16 protein-coding genes are annotated in these 19,422 nt (G+C 69.0%); 4 read left to right on the forward strand and 12 right to left on the reverse strand.

Features of this window, described 5'->3' with window-relative positions; translation table 11 throughout:
• Complete coding sequence (locus PG2T_RS07965) at nucleotides 1-630, forward strand: hypothetical protein (protein WP_068804035.1); 630 nt, start codon at nucleotides 1-3, stop codon at nucleotides 628-630.
• 43 nt (nucleotides 631-673) lie between these two features.
• Here the strand turns inward: PG2T_RS07965 and PG2T_RS07970 are convergent, their stop codons facing one another.
• The 7 genes from PG2T_RS07970 to PG2T_RS08000 all read right to left on the reverse strand — a co-directional run bounded on the left by PG2T_RS07970 (nucleotide 674) and on the right by PG2T_RS08000 (nucleotide 10,173).
• Nucleotides 674-1,435 carry a copper resistance protein B gene (locus PG2T_RS07970; RefSeq protein ID WP_068804037.1) on the reverse strand — a complete coding sequence of 254 codons (762 nt, stop codon included), beginning with the start codon at nucleotides 1,433-1,435 and terminating at the stop codon, nucleotides 674-676.
• A 10-nt stretch (nucleotides 1,436-1,445) separates the two neighbouring features.
• Complete coding sequence (locus PG2T_RS07975) at nucleotides 1,446-3,311, reverse strand: copper resistance system multicopper oxidase (RefSeq protein WP_068804039.1); 1,866 nt, start codon at nucleotides 3,309-3,311, stop codon at nucleotides 1,446-1,448.
• Nucleotides 3,312-3,544: 233 nt separating this feature from the next.
• Complete coding sequence (locus PG2T_RS07980) at nucleotides 3,545-3,952, reverse strand: MerR family transcriptional regulator (protein ID WP_068804041.1); 408 nt, start codon at nucleotides 3,950-3,952, stop codon at nucleotides 3,545-3,547.
• A complete protein-coding gene (locus PG2T_RS07985; RefSeq protein ID WP_068804043.1) occupies nucleotides 3,949-7,113 on the reverse strand; it encodes an efflux RND transporter permease subunit in 3,165 nt (1,054 codons plus the stop codon). The genes PG2T_RS07980 and PG2T_RS07985 overlap by 4 nt, the downstream gene beginning before the upstream one ends.
• Nucleotides 7,110-8,417 (reverse strand): efflux RND transporter periplasmic adaptor subunit, encoded by a 1,308-nt coding sequence (locus PG2T_RS07990; protein WP_068804045.1) that lies wholly within the window; start codon nucleotides 8,415-8,417, stop codon nucleotides 7,110-7,112. The genes PG2T_RS07985 and PG2T_RS07990 overlap by 4 nt, the downstream gene beginning before the upstream one ends.
• Complete coding sequence (locus PG2T_RS07995; RefSeq protein WP_068804047.1) at nucleotides 8,414-9,688, reverse strand: TolC family protein; 1,275 nt, start codon at nucleotides 9,686-9,688, stop codon at nucleotides 8,414-8,416. The genes PG2T_RS07990 and PG2T_RS07995 overlap by 4 nt, the downstream gene beginning before the upstream one ends.
• Nucleotides 9,689-9,807: 119 nt before the next feature.
• Nucleotides 9,808-10,173: a hypothetical protein gene (locus PG2T_RS08000; RefSeq protein WP_145931045.1), complete on the reverse strand. Its 366-nt coding sequence runs from the start codon at nucleotides 10,171-10,173 to the stop codon at nucleotides 9,808-9,810.
• A 103-nt stretch (nucleotides 10,174-10,276) separates the two neighbouring features.
• On the opposite strand from PG2T_RS08000, the gene PG2T_RS08005 reads away from it, so the two are divergent.
• Together PG2T_RS08005 and mobH are read left to right on the forward strand one after the other, a co-directional pair.
• Complete coding sequence (locus tag PG2T_RS08005) at nucleotides 10,277-11,005, forward strand: 2-keto-4-pentenoate hydratase (RefSeq protein ID WP_068804051.1); 729 nt, start codon at nucleotides 10,277-10,279, stop codon at nucleotides 11,003-11,005.
• 102 nt (nucleotides 11,006-11,107) lie between these two features.
• Nucleotides 11,108-12,952 (forward strand): MobH family relaxase, encoded by a 1,845-nt coding sequence (mobH, locus tag PG2T_RS08010; RefSeq protein WP_068804053.1) that lies wholly within the window; start codon nucleotides 11,108-11,110, stop codon nucleotides 12,950-12,952.
• Between the two features lie 26 nt (nucleotides 12,953-12,978).
• Here mobH and PG2T_RS08015 read toward each other — a convergent pair whose 3' ends face one another.
• Nucleotides 12,979-13,278: a helix-turn-helix domain-containing protein gene (locus PG2T_RS08015; RefSeq protein WP_068804055.1), complete on the reverse strand. Its 300-nt coding sequence runs from the start codon at nucleotides 13,276-13,278 to the stop codon at nucleotides 12,979-12,981.
• 108 nt (nucleotides 13,279-13,386) lie between these two features.
• On the opposite strand from PG2T_RS08015, the gene PG2T_RS08020 reads away from it, so the two are divergent.
• On the forward strand, nucleotides 13,387-14,013 hold the full coding sequence (locus PG2T_RS08020) for a LysR substrate-binding domain-containing protein (protein ID WP_068804057.1): 627 nt from the start codon (nucleotides 13,387-13,389) through the stop codon (nucleotides 14,011-14,013).
• A 16-nt stretch (nucleotides 14,014-14,029) separates the two neighbouring features.
• Here PG2T_RS08020 and PG2T_RS08025 read toward each other — a convergent pair whose 3' ends face one another.
• The 4 genes from PG2T_RS08025 to PG2T_RS08040 all read right to left on the reverse strand — a co-directional run bounded on the left by PG2T_RS08025 (nucleotide 14,030) and on the right by PG2T_RS08040 (nucleotide 19,401).
• Nucleotides 14,030-15,298, reverse strand: a complete 1,269-nt coding sequence (locus tag PG2T_RS08025) for a tyrosine-type recombinase/integrase (protein ID WP_068804059.1) — start codon at nucleotides 15,296-15,298, stop codon at nucleotides 14,030-14,032.
• A gap of 517 nt (nucleotides 15,299-15,815) precedes the next feature.
• Nucleotides 15,816-17,297, reverse strand: a complete 1,482-nt coding sequence (gene trpE / locus PG2T_RS08030; RefSeq protein ID WP_068804061.1) for an anthranilate synthase component I — start codon at nucleotides 17,295-17,297, stop codon at nucleotides 15,816-15,818.
• A gap of 44 nt (nucleotides 17,298-17,341) precedes the next feature.
• Nucleotides 17,342-18,013 (reverse strand): ribulose-phosphate 3-epimerase, encoded by a 672-nt coding sequence (gene rpe, locus PG2T_RS08035; protein WP_068804062.1) that lies wholly within the window; start codon nucleotides 18,011-18,013, stop codon nucleotides 17,342-17,344.
• A gap of 2 nt (nucleotides 18,014-18,015) precedes the next feature.
• The gene (locus PG2T_RS08040; protein ID WP_068804063.1) at nucleotides 18,016-19,401 is read right to left on the reverse strand and encodes a phosphomannomutase/phosphoglucomutase; all 1,386 of its coding nucleotides are present in this window, start codon (nucleotides 19,399-19,401) and stop codon (nucleotides 18,016-18,018) included.
• Between the last annotated feature and the right edge of the window lie 21 nt (nucleotides 19,402-19,422).

A 19,422-nucleotide genomic window follows, 5' to 3' on the forward strand; every position in this document is an offset into this window, starting at 1 on the left:
ATGGTGCGCAAACTGATCTTCGCCGCGGCTGCGCTGCTGGCTGCCCCGGCCTTCGCCGACATCACCGCCGTGTATGCGATGGCCGGCGGCGATCCGCTGCGGGTCGAATACCGCGACGCGGCGAACTTTCGCATCGGCACGGATGGCCAGAATTACCAGCTGATGCTGGACGGGCGCCTGTATGCGGTTGCCGAGGGGCAGGTGATCGACGTCGACAAGATATCGCGCCAGATTCGCGCCGTCGGCGCCGACACCTTCCTCGCCGGTCTGCTGGGTGAGGCCACCTCCGACGTGCCGACCGACGTCAGCGTGCGTCCGCTGGGGCGCCAGGAGACCGTGGCCGGTTACCGGGGCGAGGTCTACGAGGCACTGGCGCGCACGTCCAATGGCGAGCAGCGGGCGGAACTGGTGGTCACCGACGACGCCGACCTGAAGGCGGTGCAGGACGCACTGATGAAGGTCGCCAAGGACGCCGTGGCGGCGATCGGCGCCAAATCCAGCCCCTACGCCAAGCCGCTGGAACAGGTCGAGCAACAGCGCCTGGGCGGCCTGCTGCGCTACGGCGAGGAACTGCGGCTGGTGTCGCTGGAGCGCGCGCCGATCGCCGTGGGGCGCCTGCAGCTGCCGTAGCGGCCCCGCCGCTGCCGCCCGGCGCACGGCCGGTTGCCGCCGCTCAAAACCACATTCGCAGGCCGGCCAGCAGGGCCAGGTTGCCGGTGTCCTGCCCGTCGGCACGGGCGAAGTCGGCGCTGTCGCCGAATTTCTTCACCCACTCGATGCCGACATAAGGCGCGAACTGGCGGCGGATCTCGTAGCGCAGGCGCAGGCCCAGTTGCAGATCGTTCAGGCCGCTGCCGACGCCCCAGCTTTTCACCTGCTGCGCGGCGGCGTTGATCTCGACGCGCGGCTGCAGGATCAGGCGCTGGGTGAGCAGCAGCTCGTACTCGAGCTCGGCGCTCGCGCTCAGGTCGCCGTCCTCGCTCACGAACAATGCAAGATCGGTCTCGAAGCGGTACGGCGCCAGGCCCTGCACGCCCAGCACGCCGAAGGCGCGGTCGCGGTCCGGCCCGCTGCCGAAGGTGCGGTCGTAGCGCACGCCGGCCTGCAGGTCCCAGTACGGCGCCACCAGGCGGCCGTAGAGCGCCTGCCCTTCGAACTCGCCATTGCTGTCCGAGACCGGGCTTTCACCCTCTGTCTTCAGCCACAGGCGGTTGTAGTCGCCGCCATACCAGCCCTGCGCGTCCCACAGCAGGTGATTCGGACCTTCGTCGTCGCGGTATTCCAGGCGGTCGATGAGGGCAAAGCCGAACGGGTGGCTGTCCTCGTGCACGTGCTGCCAGTCGATCGGCATCGCATGCGCGCCGGCATCGGCGGCGCCGGCGGGCAAGGCGCTCGCGGCGAGGGCAAGTGCCAGCAGGGTGTGCAGCGTTTTCATCGATAGTCCCTCACACGACCTGCACCACACGCATCATGCCCATGTGCATGTGGTACAGCAGGTGACAGTGAAAGGCCCAGCGGCCGGGTTCGTCGGCGGTCAGCAGCAGGCTCATGCGCTCGGCCGGCTTGACGCTGACCGTATGCTTGCGCGGCCGGTACGCACCGGCGCCGTTGTCCAGCTCCACGAACATGCCGTGCAGATGGATGGGGTGCTCCATCATGGTGTCGTTGACCAGCACGATGCGCAGCCGCTCGCCGTGGCGCATTTCGATCGGCCCCGTCACCTCGGACAACTTCTTGCCGTCGAAGGACCACATGTAGCGTTCCATGTGGCCGGTCAGGTGCAGCTCGATGTCGCGCTGCGGTGCGCGCGCATCGTGGCCCGGCGCGCGGCTGCGCAGGTCCGCATAGACCAGCACGCGGTGATCCACGTCGGCAAGGCCGGTGCCCGGTTCGGCCGTGCGGTCGCGCTGGACCTGCGCCACGGCGACGTTGCCGACGCCATGTGTATCGGCGTCGTGGGTCGCGACCACTGACCCTGGCGCGGCCCGCTCCCGACCGGTTTTGGCGCTGGCTGGCGCCGCAGCGGTATGCGCGGAGTGATTCGCGGCAGCGGGTTGCGAGGCGGGCATCGCATGGCCCATCGCCGCATGATCCACTGCGCCCGCGCCGTGGCCGGCGTGAGCAGCACTACCGTCCGGCTGCACCGCGCCGTCGTGGCCGGCATGACCGCCATGACCCCCGGCATGGTCCATGCCCATGTCCACCATGCTGCGCAGCGGCCGCTTGCGCAGTGCCGGCACCGCCGCGGCCATGCCCGCCCGCGGCGCCAGCGTGCCGCGGGCGTAGCCGCTGCGGTCCATGGACTCGGCAAACACGGTGTAGGCGCGATCCTCGGTCGGCGTGACGATCACGTCGTAGGTCTCAGCCACAGCGATCTGCAGCTCGTCGGTCTGCACCGGCTGCACGTCCTGGCCGTCGGCCTGCACCACGATCATCGGCAGGCCGGGAATGCGAATGTTGAAATAGCTCATGGCCGAGCCGTTGATGAAGCGCAGCCGCACCCGCTCGCCGGGACGAAACAGGCCGGTCCAGTTGCCGTCCGGGTGCTGGCCGTTCATCAGATAGGTGTAGGTGTGGCCGGTCACGTCGGCGATGTCGGTCGGGCTCATGCGCATGCCGGCCCAGGCCAGCCAGTCGCGCCAGGCCGGCGTGCCGGCGGCGATCACCTGCGGCAGGGTCGTTTCCTGAAAGTTGTAGTAGTGGCTTTGCTTCTTGAGCTTGGCGAGCACCGCCATCGGGTCCTCGAAGGTCCAGTCCGACAGCATCACCACGTAATCGCGGTCGAAGGCGTCCTGATAACCGCCGGCGGGGTGGATCACCAGCGGACCGTACACGCCGGTCTGTTCCTGCAGCCCGGAATGACTGTGGTACCAGTACGTGCCGGCCTGGCGTACCGGGAAACGCGCCTCGAAGGTCTCGCCGGGCCTTATGCCGGGAAAGGTCACGCCCGGCACGCCGTCCAGCTCGAACGGCAACAGGATGCCGTGCCAGTGGATGGAGGCGTCCTCGTCCAGCCGGTTGTGGACGCGCAGCAGCGCTTCCCGGCCTTCGTGCAGTTCGATCAGCGGCCCGGGCACGGTGCCGTTGAGCGTATGCGCCCAGGCCGATTTGCCGGCGATGTCGATGCGCTGGCGGGCCACGGTCAGGTCGAACTGCACCGCCCCCGCGGCTGGCGGACGGACGGCGCCGGCCGCGCTGGTCGGCGAACGCGCCCAGACCGGCAGCAGTGCATCCACGCCGGCCAGCAAGCCGGCCGCGGCTGCGCCGCCCATCAGGCGGCGGCGTGTTTCATCGGGGTGCTTGTATCGCATGCGTGTTGGCCTTCGATCGATGTGCGTGGTGGTCGTGCGTGGCGTAGGGGTGCTCGCCGTTACCGCCTGTTCGGCGGACCTGGCAGGATCGCCTCATGCCCCCGAGCACCCGGAACGCCTGCGCCGGCGTGCACCGCGACAGCAGTCGGGACGGTTCCGGCGGGGCGCCCGGCCGGCGGCAGCGGTAAACATCGCCATATTGCACAGTCTGGAAGCTGTGACCCGATGACAGGTCAAGTGCTGCGGGCGACCTCGATCAGCGGGCATACCCGCTGCTCATCCGGCACCCCGTCGGACAGCGCCGCCCACTGCGCGACGATCGCGTTCAGGCGCGCCTCCTCGCGCTCCAGCGCCCGGCGTTGCGCGGCCACGGCGGCGATGCGTTCGTCCAGCAAGACGCGCACCTGCGGGCAGGGCGAGCGGCCGGCGTCGGCCTGCGCCAGGGACCGGCCGAGCTCCTTGAGCGAAAAGCCGAGCGCCCGCCCGCCGGCGATGAAACGCAGCCTTGCCAGGGCTGCGGTTTCGAAGCTGCGGTAGCCGTTGCTCGGCTCGCGCCGCGCCGGCAGCAGTCCGCGACGGGCGTAGTAACGCACCTTGCCGGGGCCCACACCGGCGGCGCGGGCCAGTTCGTTCACGGTCATGGCGATTCCTCCACGGCGGACAGTCCAGGTGAGGTTGAGGGGCGGGGATCACGGCGATGCAGTAGCCGGTAGGCGGCCGGGATCACGAACAGGGACAGCAGCGGCGCCGTCAGCATGCCGCCCACCATGGGCGCGGCGATGCGGCGCATGATCTCGCTGCCGGTGCCCTCGCCCCAAAAAATCGGCAGCAGGCCGGCGACGATCACCGCCACGGTCATGGCCTTGGGCCGCACGCGCAGCACGGCGCCCTCGCGGATGGCATCGCACAGGTCCGCTTCGCTCGATTTGCCCCGCTGCAGGCGCTCGCGCCAGGCGTTTTTCAGGTACAGCAGCATGATCACGCCAAATTCCGTGGCAACCCCGGCCAGTGCGATGAAGCCGACGCCGGTGGCCACCGACAGGTTGTAGCCGAGCAGGTACAGGAACCACACGCCGCCTGTGAGGGCGAACGGCAGGGTGGCCATGATCAGCAGCGCTTCGCCGCCGCGGCCAAAGCTCAGGTACAGCAGCACGAAGATGACCCCCAGCGTCGCCGGCACCACCAGCCTGAGGCGGGCGTTGGCGCGTTCCAGGAACTCGAACTGCCCCGAATAGACCAGGCTCATGCCCGGGTCGAGCTGCACGTCCCGCCCGATGGCGCGCCGCAGATCGCCGACCACCGCGGCCAGGTCGCGGCCATGGGCATCGATGTAGACCCAGCCACCGGGACGCGCGTTCTCGCTCCTGAGCATGGCCGGCCCGTCGGCGACCTCGACGCGGGCGACCATCCCCAGGGTGATCTGGCTGCCGGCCGGGGTGACGAAGGGCAGTTCGCGCAGGCGCTGCACGGTGCCCCGCCAGGCGCGCGGGTAGCGCAGGTTGATCGGGTAGCGCGCGCGGCCGTCGACGACCTCGCCGATGGTCTCGCCGCCGATCAGGCCGGCCACCACCGACTGCACATCGGCGATGTTCAGGCCGTAGCGGGCAGCGGCGGCACGGTCGATGTCGATATCCACATAGCGCCCGCCGGTGAGGCGCTCGGCCAGCGCAGAGCTCACGCCCGGCACCGTCTTGGCGACGCGCTCGACCTGCTGCGCCACCCGGTCGATGGCGGCCAGGTCGTTGCCGGCGATCTTGACCCCGATCGGGCTCTTGATGCCGGTGGCCAGCATGTCCAGACGGTTGCGGATGGGCGGGATCCAGATATTGGCCAGGCCCGGCACCCGCACCACGCGGTCCAGCTCGGCCTGCAATGTTTCCGGCGTCATGCCGGGCCGCCACTGATCGCGCGGCTTGAACTGTACGGTGGTCTCGAACATCTCCAGCGGCGCCGGGTCGGTGGCGGTATCGGCGCGGCCGGCCTTGCCGAAAACGCGCGCCACCTCCGGCACGGTTTTGATCAGGCGGTCGGTCTGCTGCAAAAGCTCACTCGCCTTCTGCGCCGACAGCCCCGGCAGGGCGCTTGGCATGTACAGCAGGTCGCCCTCGTCCAGCGGCGGCAGGAATTCGCCGCCCAGACGGGCCAGCGGCCACAGCGTGGTCAGAAAGATCAAACCGGCCACCGCCAGCGTGAGCTTCGGCCAGGCCAGAACGGCTTCGAGCAGCGGCCGATAGAGCCTGATCAGCACACGGTTCAGGGGATTGCGGGTCTCGTCCGGCAGCCGGCCGCGAATCCAGTAGCCCATCAGCACCGGCACCAGCGTTACCGACAGCCCGGCCGCGGCGGCCATGGCGAAGGTTTTAGTGAAGGCCAGCGGCCCGAACAGCCGGCCCTCCTGCGCCTGCAGCAGGAACACCGGCAGAAACGACACGGTGATGATCAGCAGCGAGAAAAACAGCGCCGGGCCGACCTCGGCAGCGGCCTCGGTCATCACCTGCCAGCGCGCCTCGCCAGCCAGTGTCTGCCGCGGATGCGCGTGCTGCCAGGCCTCGATCTTCTTGTGCGCGTTCTCGATCATCACGATGGCGGCATCGACCATGGCGCCGATGGCAATCGCGATGCCGCCCAGGGACATGATGTTGGCGCTCAGGCCCTGCTGGCGCATGACGCCGAAGGCGATCAGCACGCCCAGCGGCAGCGCCACGATGGCCACGCCGGCCGAGCGCAGATGCCACAGGAACACGCCGCACACCAGCGCGACGACGATGAATTCCTCCACCAGCTTGCGGCTGAGGTTGTCCACCGCGCGATCGATCAGACCGCTGCGGTCGTAGGTGGTGACGATCTGGATGCCCGGCGGCAGGCCGGTGCGCAGTTCATCGATCTTTTTGTGTACGGCGGTCAGCGTGCTGCGCACGTCCTTGCCGGAACGCAGAATCACCACGCCGCCGACGACTTCGCCCTCGCCGTCGAGTTCCGCCACGCCGCGGCGCATTTCCGGGCCGAGCTGAACCTGCGCCACGTCGCCCAGGGTGACCGGCACGCCGCCGACGAGCTGCAGCGGGATGGCGCGAAAATCCTCCAGCGTCTTCAGGTAGCCGCTGGCGCGCACCATGAATTCAGCCTCGCCCAGCGTCAGCACGGCGCCGCCGGTCTCCTGGTTGGCGCCCTCGATGGCGGCGCGCAGCGCCTGGTGAGTGATGCCCAGCGCCGCCAGCTTCACCGGATCGGGCACGATCTGGTACTGCCTGACCATACCGCCTATGCTCGCCACCTCGGCCACGTTGGGCAGGGTTTTCAGCTCGAAGCGCAAAAACCAGTCCTGCAGGGCGCGCAGTTGCGACAGGTCGTGCCGGCCACTTTTGTCGACCAGCGCGTACTGGTAAATCCAGCCGACGCCGGTGGCATCCGGCCCCAGCGCCGGTCGGGCACCCGGCGGCAGGCGCGACTGCACCTGGCTCAGGTACTCCAGCACCCGCGAGCGCGCCCAGTAAAGATCAGTGCCGTCCTCGAACAGCACGTAGACGTAGCTGTCGCCAAAGAACGAGAAACCGCGCACCGTCTTCGCCCCCGGCACCGACAGCAGGGTGGTGGTCAGCGGATAGGTGACCTGATCCTCCACCACCCGCGGCGCCTGGCCGGGATACGCGGTGCGCACGATGACCTGCACGTCGGACAGGTCCGGCAGGGCGTCGATGGGCGTGCTGCGCAGGGCCCAGATGCCCCAGGCGGTGACCAGCAGCGTCGCCAGCAAAACCAGAAAGCGGTTGGCCACGGACCAGCGGATGACGCGGGCGATCACGGCGCGGCCCCCGCCCCATCCCCCTGAACATGCCCGCTGTGTGGCGCAGCCACTGGCCGGTCCGCAGCCGGGCCAACGCCGATGCCGAGCAGGCTGGCTTCCGAATCGACCAGGAACTGGCCGCTGGCAACGACTTGCTGGCCCTCGTCCAGGCCGGCGCGGATCACCGTTTTGTCGCCCAGCTCCGGGCCAAGGGTGACTTCCTGCGGCCGGTAACGTCCGCCGTCGCTCGCTACCATCACCAGCGCCCGCCGACCAGTGCGGATCACCGCCTCGGTCGGCACCGCGAGCGCCGTGTCCGCGCCGTCGCCGACCAGCTGCACCTGCGCCGACTGGCCGGGCCGCAGCCTGCCATCGGCGTTGGGCAGCTCGACCCGCACCCGCAGGCTGCGCGTGGCCTCGTTCAGGGTCGGCAGCAGCGCGCTCACGCGCCCGATGATCGGCTGCCCCGGTGTGGCGGCAAGCTCGGCCTCGGCGCGGGCACCGACCGTCACCTGCCCCGCCTGCGCCTGCGGCACCGCCACGTCCAGCCACACCGGGTCGAGCCCGTTGATGCGCGCCAGCGTCTGGCCGGCGGTCAGGGTCATGCCGGCGCGCACGTCGAGCGCTTCCAGCACCCCGCCGATGGGCGCGCGCAGCGTATGGCGCGCCTGCGCGGCACCGCCGCGCTCCAGCGCGCGCACCTGCGCCAGCGTCATGCCGAGCGACAGCAGCCGCTCGCGCGCCGCCGCCAGCAGGCCGGCATCACCCGCGCCGCGCACGGCGATGAATTCGTGCTGCGCCGCCGTCCATGCGGGCACCCGCAGCTGCGCCAGCGCTTGCCCGGCCGCGATCACATCGCCCGGCGCCAGCGGCCACACCCGCTCCACGAAGCCCGCGGCGCGGCTTTGCACCACCGCCACCGCGCGCTCGTTCAGGCCGACGATGCCACTGGCCTCGACGCGCGTACTCACAGGCACGCGCTGCACCATGGCCAGCCGCATGCCCAGGTTCTGAACGATGGCCGGATCGATCTTCACGCCGGCTTGCTTGTCGGACTGGTCGGTCGCCTCGTCGGCGTAGCGCGGCACCAGCTGCATGTCCATGAAGGGCGACTTGCCCGGTTGATCGAAACGCTGCTGCGGGTACATGGGGTCGTACCAGTACAGCACCTTGCGTTCCGTGCCTGCCGCACTGCCTGCCGGGACGGCAACGACCGCGGGCTCGGCCGTGCGCGACGCCGACCAGCGGCCCGCCAGCACACCGCCGGTGACGCCGGCGACCGCCACCGCGAGCACCAGCAAAACGGTTCGTGGCGATTTCATGGCAGCTCCCCGGGCACGGTGTCGGTGTAGGCGTAATGCAGCCGTGCGGCCACCTGTTGGCGCTTGCCTTCCAGGGCTATGACCTCAAGTTCTGCGGCGATGCGCTCGCGGCGGGCGGCGACAAGGTCGGCGAGGCTGCCCCGCCCACCGCGCCAGGCAGCGCTGGCCAACGCAATCTTTTCCGCCGCCAGGGGCAGCAACACCCGGTTCTGGCGCGCGAGCGCCTTGTCCAGCCGACGGTACTCGGCCAGATCAGCATCCAGCTCCGCGGCGTGTTCGCGCAGCGTGGCCTCGCGCTGGGCATCGAGGGCGTCGCGCTGCGCGCGGCGGGCGGCAATGGTCGGGTCCTGACGGCGGGCGGTGAACAGCGGCAGGTCGAAGGTCAGCTCCAGCGTGGCCATGTCGCTGAACTGCCGGCCGCGCTGCTGATACGCCAGCGCCAGCGCCCAGTCGGACTTCTTGGCCGCCTGCGCCTGGGCGATGGCGGCCTGGGCCATGCTCTCCCTCGCATCGAGCATGGCCACCTCCGGATGCGCGTGCAGGCGACGCAGCAGCGCATCCCGGTCGATCGACCAGTCGGGCGCGGCGCCGGCCAGCGGCTCGCGCGCCGACTCGCCGACCCAGCGCGCGAGGCCGGCGATGGCCTGCTCGCGCCGGGCTTCGAGTCGATCCTGCAAGGCGTCGATCGCGGCCGCTTCCTGGCGCGGCGCCACGGCGTCCGCCGCCGTGCCACCGCCACCGGCAATCCGTGCCCGCACGCCAGCATCCAGCAGCCGGTTTTCGGCGCGCAGGGCGTCGATGCGCGCCAGTTGCCGCTCCACCGTGTGGCGGGCGATCCAGGCCAGGGCCGCCTGCTGGCGCACCTGCTGGCGGGTGATCGCGATCTGCGCTGCGGCAACCGCGGCCTCGCCCTGCGCCACCGCCACGCGCGCCTGGCGCTTGGCCCGGTTGGGAAACTCCTGCATCAGCCCGACCCGGCGCATGGTCATGAAATCCTCGCCGACCCGGTACCGGTCGGGACCGTTTATCGGCAGGTTGTCCAGGCCCAGGACGAGCTTCGGATCGGGCAACTGCCCGGCCGGCAACACGCCGTGGCGGGCGGCGTCGAGCTGCGCCGCGTCGGCGCGCAGCGCCGGTGTTTCGCTAACTGCCAGCTCCAGCGTGCGGGCGAACGACAAGGGCTCGGCGCCCGCCAGGCCGGCGCATCCGGCCAGCAGCGCAAGCGCCGCCGCGCGGCCGAACCGGCCGGCAGGGGAAATAGGCGAGTGCATGCTCCAACTCCAAGCGAATCCGGTCGATTCGGGCGAGCGGTGGGCACGGTTCAAGCGCGCCCACCGACCGCACGAGAGCCGCTGCACGGGCAGCGGCGACACGCGAGATCGTCAGGAAGTCAGATCAGAGTCGGGGGTCGCCAGACGGCGTAGGGATGGCAGGCAGCCACCAGTAAGCGCACGGGCAGCGCCCGCAGCGCAGGCCGCGGGCCCGGCACGGCGCGAGCGGCAGTCACCGGAATGCCAGGGCCACCGCACGGGCAGTCCTGCCCGGCCTTGCACGCGGCCTCGCCGGCCTGGTCGCCATGCTCACAGCAGGCATCCATGCCGGCGATATCGGTGGCGGCATCGGTGGCCGGCGCCATCGCCTGCGACTGCGGGGGCGACATCGGGCACGGCGCCGGAACGTCGAGCACCTCCGCGCTGACCCGCAAGGGCAGCGCGGCACACAGCACACACAGCAGGAAGCGTTGCAGACGGCGCATGGCGCGCCCTGTATGCCGCAAGTGCCGGCGCGTGTCCAGCGCCACGGCGGATCCTCGCCGGCCACGGTTATGCTCGCCAACCCGTCTTGCCCAGGAGCCGGTCATGACACTCGCCACCGACACGGTTGCCACGCTCGCCGCCCGGTTACGGCAGGCGGCAGGCCAGACCCAGGCCACCGCGCCGCTGAGCGACACTTACCCCGATCTGACCGAGGCCGACGCCTACGCCATCCAGGCCGAGCTGCTGCGCCTGCACGGCGGCGTGCGCGCAGGCTACAAGCTCGGCTTCACCAGCGCTGCCATGCGCCAGCAGATGGGCGTGGATCACCCCAACAGCGGCGTGCTGCTGGCGAACATGCGTCTGCCCGAGCCGCGCCTGGCGGCCGGCGTGTTGATCCAGCCGCGCGTGGAGCCGGAAATCGCCATCCTGCTCGGGCGCGATCTGCACGGCGAGACGGTGACGCCCGAGCAGGTGGCTGCCGCCACCGCCGCCGTGCTGCCGGCCATCGAGGTGGTCGACAGCCGCTACCGCGACTACCGCTTCAAATCGGTCGACAACATCGCCGACAACAGCTCGGCGGCGCGTTACCTGCTGGGCGCGCCGCGGGTGCTGTCCGATTGCGACGACCTGCGCCTGGTCGGCGTGCTGCTGAGCATCGACGGCGTTGCCGTGGATCAGGGCCTGGGCGCCGCGGCGCTGGGTTCGCCGCTGGCCGCGGTAGCCTGGCTGGTCCGGCATTTATCGATTCGGGGGGCTTGCCGGGAGTACCCCATGCCGCATTCATCGTGGCGCCCGCGCAGCAGCGGCCCTATACCCAAAGGCTTCCGATAAAGGCCAAAGGGCCAGGAAGGGACAAGGGAAGGGAGGCCAAGGGGAAAGGCCCTACCCGAAAAGGCGACAAGGCCCCGCTCCCGCCGCTACCGCAGGTACTTCATGCTCGCGCTGTTCCAACGCAAAGGGCTGCCGCCTGGTCCTGGTCCATCGTCCGCCGGCATGCCGACGGGACTGACGCGGCCGGAATCGGCCGCATCGCTGCTGGCCACGCCGCGTCGGCAGAAACTGCTGGAACACATCTGGCAGCGCACGTCGCTGTCGCGCCGGCAGTTCGCCACGCTCTACCTCGCCCCACTGGAGCGCTACGCCGAGCTGGTCCAGCAGTTCCCGGCCTCCGAGAACCACCACCACGCCTATCCGGGCGGCATGCTGGACCACGGCCTGGAGATCGTCGCCTATGCGCTGAAGCTGCGGCAGTCATACCTGCTGCCCGCGGGCGCCACGCCGGAGGCACAGGCGGCCCAGGCCGAAGCCTGGACCGCAGGCACGGCCTACGCGGCCCTGCTGCACGACATCGGCAAGATTGCGGTCGATCTGCACGTCGAGCATGCCGACGGCAGCGTCTGGCATCCCTGGCACGGCCCGCTGCGAAAGCCCTACCGCTTTCGTTACCGTAAGGCGCGCGAGTACCGCCTGCACGGCGCCGCCACCGGGCTGCTCTACGCGCGCCTTCTCGATCCGGACATCTTCGACTGGCTGAGCGGCTATCCCGACCTGTGGGCCGCGCTGCTGTACGTGCTGGCCGGCCAGTACGAGCATGCCGGCACGCTCGGCGAGCTGGTCGTGCAGGCCGACCAGGCATCGGTCGCCCGGGAACTCGGCGGCGATCCCGGCAAGGCGCTGGCGGCCCCCAGGCATGCGCTGCAGCGCAAATTGCTCGACGGCTTGCGCTACCTGCTCAAGGAGGAGTTCAAGTTGAACCAGGCCGGCCCGGCGGATGGATGGCTGACGCAGGACGCACTCTGGCTGGTGAGCAAGACCGTCTCCGACAAGCTGCGCGCACATCTGCTGTCGCAGGGCATCGACGGCATCCCGGCGAGCAACACGGCGGTGTTCAACGTGCTGCAGGATCACGGCATCGTGCAACCGACGCCGGATGGCAAGGCGATCTGGAAGGCGGCCGTCACCAGCGACGCTGGCTGGTCGCACGCCTTCACCTTCCTGAAGCTCTCGCCGGCGATAATCTGGGAGGCCGCCGACCGGCCGGCGCCGTTCGCCGGCCGTGTGCAGGTCGAAGCGGAACGGGCGGAGCCGACGCCGCAGGCGCCGGCCGTGGCCGATGGGCCGCGCGTGGACGGCATCGAAGCTGCACCCGCGAGCACGGCGCCGATCGCATCCGCAGCGACGGACACCGGCATGGCCGCGCTGCTCGACCTGCCGGGCGACGCCGCTCCGCCCGTCGCACTGGAGGCCCCGAGTTGCCCTGTTGCCGCCGCCGAGCCGGCCCCTTCGACCGTGCCCCCGCCGCAGATGAGCCTCGCGCCTGCCCAGGATCGCGTGGAGCCCTCCGGGGCGCACTTCATGGCCTGGCTGCGTCAGGGGATCCAGACGCGCAGGCTCATCATCAACGACGCCAAGGCGCTGGTGCATACCGTCGCCGGCACGGCCTACCTCGTCAGCCCCGGCGTGTTCCAGCGCTACGCGCAGGAGCACCTTCAAGTCGCCGCGCTGGCCAAGCAGGAGAAGCTGGAGGGGTGGCAGTGGGCACAGAAGCGCTTCGAGAAGCTCGGGCAGCACCGCAAGCAGCCGAGCGGGCTGAACATCTGGACCTGCGAAGTCACGGGGCCGCGCAAGTCGCGCCGGCTGCACGGCTATCTGCTCGCCAGCCCGGATGCACTGTTCCAGGAGAAGCCGCCCGACAACCCATACCTGCGGCTCGTCAACGAGGCCGCAAAGCGCGAAGATTCAGCCCTTGGCGGCAAGGACGGCGACGATCAGAGGTAGGCATGCCGCCGCTGCGCAGGCCGGATTCAATCCGGGGATGGGGCCGACTCTGCCAGCTTGGCTTCGGTCAGCGTCATCAAGTGGGCGGAACTGCATTTCAGCGCACGGGCGATCTTGAGGATAAGCGGCAGCGTGGGGACATGCTCGCCGCGCTCGATCTTGCCCATGTGCGACCGTTCGATGCCGGCCAGGTGGGCCAGCGTTTCCTGAGCGATGCCCTGGCTGGTTCTTTCTTCCCGCACGGCCGTCCCAAACGCGATGGCGGGTTCCGCTTCGTAGGTGGTACTGCCGGTGGGGCGGCCCCTTTGGATCGAACGCTTTGGCATTGCCAAGAGCGTCGAACACGGTCACGATTTAAACCACGTTAAACTTAACTCATTCAGCGGCTTCGAGATTCAGGTGCCACCATATTCACTGCCTGAAGGGAGCCCGACGTGGAATCGAGTGACAGCACCGCCGAGATTCGCATGGCCGTCCTGGGCGAATGGGTGCCGCCCCAGCTCGCCGACGTGCTCGCCCTGCAGCGCGCCGAAGAGCCGCAGACTCACGCCGTCCTGGCCGGATGGACAGCTCCCGTTCAAGGCGCGGAGCTGCCGGGCGACGGCTTCGACTTCACCCTGTCTGCGGCTGTCCGGCAGTGGCCTGGCTGGGTATGCGAGCCGCTGTGGCATGACACGCTGGCGGTCGCCGTGGCCAAGCGCTCCCACCTGCTGGCCCACCGTGAAGTGCCGTGCCAGGAAGTGCTCAAGCAGCCCTTGATCTGCTCGCGGTCCACGGCCGATGAACCATGGCGCGTGACCGCACAGTGCGTGTTCGAGAACGCGCTGCACGAGCGAGAGCAAACGGTGGAGACATTCGAGGTGACGATGACGCTGGTTGCCGCCGGGTACGGGATCGCCATTGCGCCTGCCGCGCGACTGGCGGGCTACCTGCGCCGAGGCATCGCCGTGCGGCCGCTGGCCGGCGCACCGACCATCGTGATGGTCTATCTGCTTCGCCCTGATGTCTCACTGGCAGGCTCACGGGCAAGATTCGTTCGACGTGCGCGCTCGCTGTCCTGAATACACCCCGCGGGCATCACTCGCGCTCGATGACTCTCAGCAGTGCCCTGCGCCGCTTGGACAGCGGGCCGAAGGCTTCCATGATCTCGCTCATCGAATCGCCGCGGGCCAGTGCATCCAGGATGTCAGCCCAGTCCTGCATGATGATCGCCCGCGACGCGATGTACTTCGTGTGGTCATACGGCGCGCGTGAGGAATCCTTCTTCCGCTTCGAGTGCGCCAGTTGCAGGTCGACTCGATTCTCGGGATAGCTCAACAATCCGAGCAGCGTCGTCGCTGTCGAACGGAAACCGTGCGACGAGAACTGGCCGCCGTAGCCCATGCGCTCCAACACCTTGTTGAGCGTCGTGGCGGACATCACTTCTCCCGGCTTTCGATAGCTGGGGAACAGCACCTTGCCACCACCAGTCAGCGTGTGGAGCTCCTTCAGCAGCATGATCGCCTGCTTCGAGAGCGGAACGATGTGAGGCTGGCGCATCTTCATGCGCCCTTCGGGAACCGTCCACATCGCATTATCCAGATCGAACTCAGACCAGTACGCCTTGCGCAGCTCGGCCGTGCGGACAAACGTCAGCGCCATCAGCCGCTGCGCGATCACGGTAGTCCGGTAGCCCGCATCATCCACGCTGTTCAAGAACTTCGGGATGTCCTGCCACGACAGCGGCGGGTTGTGCCGAACCCTCGGGCGCTTCACTGATTGCTTCAGCAATGCAGTCGGGTCGTTTTCGCAAAACCCCTCTCCCGATGCGTATGCGAAGAGCTGACCACTCCACTGCCGGATCAAGATCGCCACCGTAGGAGCGCCGCGGTCAACCACCCCTTGGATGATGGGCCGCAGGTGAGACGCCTTGATCGCGCCGATCGGCAGCTTGCCGAGCTTGGGAAACACGTCCTTCTCAAGATAGGTCTTCACCTGGCCGGCGTAGTAGTCGCTCCAATGCGCGTTGCTCGCCATCCACCTGCGGGCAACCTCCTCGACAGTGTGCTCGTTCCGCTCGACTTGGTTGGCGATCTTGACCCGCTTCTCCAGGATAGGATCGCGCCCCTCGCGAACCAGGTTGCGCGCCCAATCTCGCTCCTGTCGCGCAACCTCCAGAGTCACCTTGGGAAACGAACCAATCGAGTAGACCTGCGCGGCGTTGCCCAGGCGATACCGATACCACCAGAGCTTGCTTCCATTGGGCTGTATGCGCAGGAACAGGCTGCCGCCATCCCTGAGCGTGTAGGCCTTGGGCTTGGCTTGCGCCGTCTCGATCTTGCGTACGGTGAGGAGATTGAGAGCCATGTGTATAACGCCCTGCAGGGGACTCGTTACTCACATTGTTATACACTTTGGCAGTGGATTGGTCTAGCAAGTGACAGAACCCACCAGACTCTCAACCATTGCAAATCAACGCATTATGTATGCACCATGGAACTCGGTGGCATCCGGTGGAGCTCAATCGTAGTTGTCGAGCATGAAAACCATGCGCGCGGGGTCTCGCTGGCGGTGGAGGCACAAACGCAAAGGGCGCGTATTTTCCGCTCAATGGCGGCGCGGGGGAAATCGACCCGTCCGCCATCACGAAACCGGAATTTTTAGCCAAGGCTCAAGGCCGGCGCCACCACGGCCGATACACGGGACGTGGGTGTACCCCTTGCCCGCGGACCGGTGTCCTCCTCCATCGGTTCCGGGTTGCCACTCCGGCGTCGCCCCGTACCGGACCTGGCCCAAGCACCCGCCCTGGAACGGGGCCCTTTTTGAACCCAACGCCTTGCAGGCGTGAGGTTGGCTGAGGTGCCGCCAACACGGACCAACGCCGTCACGCCACCGCGTCCAGCCCGGCCTGCGCCATCTCGGCCGCCCGCAGCAGGGCGCGGGCCTTGTTCTCGGTTTCCTGCCATTCGCTCTCGGGCACCGAGTCGGCCACGATGCCGGCCGCCGCCTGCACGTACAGCTGGCCGTCCTTGACGATGCCGGTACGAATCGCGATCGCCACGTCCATGTCGCCCGAATAGCTCAGGTAGCCGCAGGCGCCGCCGTAGATGCCGCGCTTGACCGGCTCCAGCTCGTCGATGAGTTCCATCGCCCGCACCTTGGGCGCGCCGGTCAGCGTGCCGGCCGGGAAGCTCGCCCGCAGCACATCCAGGTTGCCCGTGCCCGGCCGCAGCAGGCCTTCCACGTTCGACACGATGTGCATCACGTGCGAGTAGCGCTCGATCACCATCTCGTCGGTGACCTCGACGCTGCCGACCTGCGCAATCCGGCCGATGTCGTTGCGCGCCAGGTCGATCAGCATCACGTGCTCGGCGCGTTCTTTCGGATCGGCCAGCAACTCGTCGGCGAGGCGACGGTCCTCCTCGGGCGTGGCGCCGCGCGGGCGGGTGCCGGCCAGCGGGCGGATGGTGACGCGCGTGCCGGCAGCGGTCGCCTCCTGGCGCACCAGGATTTCCGGCGAAGCGCCAACGACCTGGAACTCGCCAAAGTCGTAGAAGTACATGTAGGGCGAGGGATTGAGCGAGCGCAGCGCCCGGTACAGCGTCAGCGGCGACTGCGCGTAGGGCGTGCGAATGCGCTGACCGACCTGCACCTGCATCAGGTCGCCGGCGGCGATGTAGTCCTTGGCGCGCGCCACGGCGGCCAGGAAATCGGCCTTGGCGAAACCGCGTACCGGCGCGCTGACCGCGCCCGGCGGACTGGCCGGCGGCGCCAGCGGGCTGCGCAGGCGGGCCAGCAGGGTGCGCAGGCGCGCCATGCCCGCCGCGTAGGCATCCGGCATGGCCGGATCGACGTAGACGATCAAATAGATCTTGCCGGCCAGGTTGTCGACCACGGCCAGTTCCTGCGTCTCCAGCAGCAGCAGGTCCGGCGTGCCGATCTCGTCCGGCTTGTCGAAACGGGCCAGCCGCGGCTCGATGTAACGCACCGCGTCGTAGCCGAAATAGCCAGCCAGGCCGCCGCAGAAACGCGGCATGTCCGGCGGCACGTACACGCGCTGACGCTGCTGGTAGCGCTCGACGAAATCGAGCGGATTGCCGTCGTCGCGCTCGATCACGGCGCCATCCTGGACCACCTCGGTCGCGAAACCGCGGCTGCGCAGCAAGCGCCGCGCCGGCAGACCAATGAAGGAATAGCGCCCGAAACGCTCGCCGCCGACCACCGATTCCAGCAGAAAGCTGTTCGGTGCGTTCGCCAGCTTCAAGTACAGCGACAGCGGCGTGTCCAGGTCGGCGTAGGTCTCCAGCGTCAGCGGGACGCGGTCGTAGCCTTGCGCGGCAAGGGCGGCAAATTGGGCGTGATCCATGGCGCGGGCGGCGGGCGGCAAAAAAGGCCGGCAGTCTTGGCCGCTCAGGCAGCGCCGTCAAGCGCCGCGCGCATGGCGGCAATGGTGGCCGCGTAATCGGGCGAGTTGAACACCGCCGAGCCGGCGACGAAGGTGTCGGCGCCGGCCCGCGCCACCTGCGCGATGTTGTCGACCTTGATGCCGCCGTCGACCTGCAGACGAATGTCCCGCCCACTCTCGGCTATCCGCGTGCGCACCTGCGCCAGCTTGTGCAGCGTGGACGGGATGAAGCTCTGTCCCCCGAAACCCGGGTTCACCGACATCAGCAGGATCAGGTCCAGCCGGTCCATGACGTGATCCAGATGACACAGCGGCGTGGCGGGATTCAGCACCAGCCCGGCCTGGCAGCCGTGGTCGCGGATCAGCGACAGCGTGCGGTCGACGTGCCGGGAAGCCTCCGGGTGAAAGCCGATCAGGTTGGCGCCGGCGGCGGCGAAGGCCGGCACCAGCGCATCGACCGGCTGCACCATCAGGTGCACGTCCAGGAACGCGTGCGGCGCGTGGCGGCGCAGTGCCTCGACCACCAGCGGGCCGATGGTCAGATTGGGGACGTAGTGGTTGTCCATGACGTCGACGTGGATCCAGTCCGCGCCGGCCGCCAGCACCGCGTCCACTTCGGCGCCCAGGCGCGCGAAATCGGCCGACAGGATGGACGGGGAGATGATGTAGTTCGACATGGTCAGAATGGCAGTGTCAGATCAGGCCGCACGTGCCCGAACAGCGCCCGGAACTGCGCCTCGATGCGCTCCAGCGCCGCCTCGTCGTCGGCCTCGAAGCGCATCACCAGCACCGGCGTGGTGTTGGAGGCCCGCACCAGGCCAAAACCGTCCGGGTAATCGGCGCGGATGCCGTCGAGCGTGCTCACGTCGGCGCCCGGGAAGTCGGCCGCGGCGGTCAGGGTCTTCATCAGCGCAAAGTGCTCGCCTTCCTGCAGGTGCAAATGCAGCTCGGGCGTGCTGGCCGAGTCCGGGATGGCGGCGAAGATCTGCTCCGGCGTCTCGGCCTGGCGGCTCAAGTACTCCAGCAGCCGGCAGGCGGCGTACACGCCGTCGTCGAAGCCGTACCAGCGCTCCTTGAAGAAGATATGCCCGCTCATCTCGCCGGCCAGCGCGGCGCCGGTCTCGGCCATCTTGGCCTTGACCAGCGAGTGGCCGGTCTTCCACATCAGCGGCTGGCCGCCGGCGGCAGCGATGGCACGCGGCAGGTGGCGCGTGCATTTGACGTCGAACAGGATGGTGGCGCCCGGCACACGCGAGAGCACGTCGCGCGCAAACAGGATCATCAGCCGGTCGGCGAACACGATGCGCCCGCTGGCGGTGACCACGCCCAGGCGGTCGCCGTCGCCGTCGAAGGCCACGCCAAGGTCCAGACCCTTTTCGCGCACGCAGGCGATCAGGTCCTGCAGGTTCTCAGGCTTGGTCGGGTCCGGGTGATGGTTCGGGAAGTTGCCGTCGACCTGCGCAAACAGCGGCACCACCTCGCAGCCGAGCGCCTCAATCAGCGCCGGCGCGCTGGCACCGGCCACGCCGTTGCCGCAGTCCACGCCCACGCGCAGCCGGCGGGCCAGCTTCACGTCGCCCAGGATGCGCTCGCGGTACGGCGTGAGCGCGTCGGCCTCGCGCACATGGCCGAAGCCGCTTTCAAGATCGTCCGCCTCGATCAGCGCGCGGATGCCCAGGATGTCCTCGCCGGACAAGGTCTTGCCGGCCACGACGATCTTCAGGCCGTTGTAATCGGGCGGGTTGTGGCTGCCGGTGACGGCCACGCCGCAGCCGGTGTCGAATTCGTGGCTGGCGAAATAGACCACCGGCGTCGGCACCATCCCAACGTCGATCACGCCACAGCCGGTGGCTGCCAGGCCGCGCACCAGTGCATCGGACAGCGCGGGTCCTGACAGGCGCCCGTCGCGGCCGACCACCACCTCGCGGCAGCCGGCGCGGCGCACCAGCGTGCCGATGGCGCGGCCGATCTGGTACACGCCGACCTCGGTCAGGCTCTGGCCGACCACGCCGCGGATGTCGTAGGCGCGGAAGATTTCCAGGGGTGGCAGGCTCACTGCGTTCATCGCGCTCTCATCAGATTGGGT

The sequence above is a fragment of the Immundisolibacter cernigliae genome (assembly GCF_001697225.1).
In the GTDB taxonomy this organism is placed as follows: domain Bacteria; phylum Pseudomonadota; class Gammaproteobacteria; order Immundisolibacterales; family Immundisolibacteraceae; genus Immundisolibacter; species Immundisolibacter cernigliae.